The following is a 2,039-nucleotide window of genomic DNA, read 5'->3' on the forward strand; positions in this document are numbered from 1 at the left end:
AATTCGCGCGCTCTTTTCAAGGTTTCTGAACGACGTGTTGCAATAGAAATTTGAGCCGCAAGATTTTTCTTTTTAATCATTCTTGCTAAAGAAGACCCAATCAGACCGATTCCAATGAGTGCTATTTTTTCAAACTGAATATGGGGCATCTTTCACCTTTAAAAACTCTTTGAAAACGACAACTAAGGAATAAAGAATAACGCAGTTTACCAATCATTACCTGCACAAGCTAACAACAGATCATTTTACCTAGAAAACACATAAAATATAAATGCACTCTCAATTAAGATAACAACGACTCTACATAAAATCCCATCAGTTTACTTTATCTTACTAATTTACTCACAAAAAAAACACATCAAAAGCGTAAGCAGGCACTAACTCTTCCCCAATTATCCCGATACGTTCATTAATTTGTACATTAGACCTATATAAAAACGTATTATGCCTCCACCTACAACATCAACACAAGTTTTGCGAATATTGAAAACACCGTAAAACAACGCATATAAAAAGATACTATTAAAAACATTTTCCCCTCCCGATTTCTGATACCATAAATCAAACAAATATGAGAAAAACACGCTCTTTCAATAAAGAAAAAGTCTGATAAAAAAACACTGAACATCCCTTTAATGGAGTCACAACCTTCACGTAAAATAGAACGCCCTAAACAGAATAGATTTGGATTACAAATTCATGCGTTTGTTTTAAAAAGGCATCTCGCTCCCCAGCCTATCTCACGACAGTGTTTCGTAAATGTTATAACTATAAATCCATTAAGCACGACCCTCTTTACACCTAATAAAACACTATCATTATATTTTCCTACCCAAAATGTTGCGAAAACCCTTGGAATTTGAGAGCATTCATAAGAGACATTTTTAGTGCTTTCTTGTACAGTTTTTATCCAGACGCCCCCCACGTATGACGTGCAAAAGACATTGTTCTGATTGATTCAATATGAAAAATAATTAATTATTAATAGTAAACAATGGCTTGCTCTGTTTATGAAACACATTCATTGCTAAAAATCATCTCTGTATTAAACATAAAAGCCTCCTCATAGGTGCTGTCGTTTTCATCATAATCTATTTTGACTTTCTCCTCATCCCACGAAGATTCTTAATTCATACAGATCTGCAAACAGTTCATTTTCTTGTCTAAAAGATTCCATTGGCTCACTATTTATGCGATTCAATTAATCTATAATATATTGATTTATAAAAATGATAATTTTTTTCAATTTGAATCATAACTTCGAATACTGTAAAATTCTTTCATAACAAACCCTCTTATCAATTAAAATCCCTTATCTGTACGTCACAAGAAGACATGTAAGCAAAAAATGATGAAAAACGCTCTCTAATGCTAAAAACTGTAGCAACATTAGAGGATAGCAAAGTATATAATGGTGCTCTGGCTTGCACTTTTATTAAGCGTAAAGATAGAGTTGCCCTATGGATTTTATATTCTTCACAAGGAACTTTACTTCTACACCATTCACAAACACCGTCACGAAATAGATATGACGCGCATTGAAAAATATTTCTAAGAAAGCGTATGAATTTACCATACAAGTGTCTTCTGTTGTTTGAGATGCTCTGCTTTGCATGAGGGGAGTTACTCCATTAAGACTCTATGAGCGAGCCTAATATTCACCAAATACCCACACAAAAAAACATCGAATACATAAATTTTATATGAGTCTCGTATCACTAACCTAAAAAACAGTATTTTACGGCACAACAAAATAATAAAACTATGTCAAAATTGCCTTTTGAAAATAAACAATTTATTTTGAAGAAAAGTTTCTATCAAGCTTTCAAGCTCCTAAAACGCATCATCAAAAATACAAGTTCCCTCAACCTCCACTTGATAGCATAACAGTTTTAATTGCTGAAAATACCTCTGTGGCGTACTAAAAATAAAAAATCATCATATTTTTAAACTGTTAAGCTGCCATCTGGCGTCGTGCAATAATTGTAAGCCCTAACAAAACTTGACGAATGATAGCTTCACCCAAAAGTGGATTTTTA

The 2,039-nt window shown here is 33.1% G+C and carries 1 protein-coding gene; it reads right to left on the reverse strand.

From position 1 onward, the window contains the following. Nucleotides 1-149: NAD(P)-binding domain-containing protein (locus ACFIKE_RS09855; RefSeq protein ID WP_375649651.1), on the reverse strand; the 149-nt coding region annotated here is incomplete at its 3' end. Between the last annotated feature and the right edge of the window lie 1,890 nt (nucleotides 150-2,039).

Origin of the sequence: Bartonella sp. MU70NMGDW, from assembly GCF_042194085.1 — a bacterium.
Classification (GTDB): Bacteria; Pseudomonadota; Alphaproteobacteria; order Rhizobiales; family Rhizobiaceae; genus Bartonella; species Bartonella grahamii.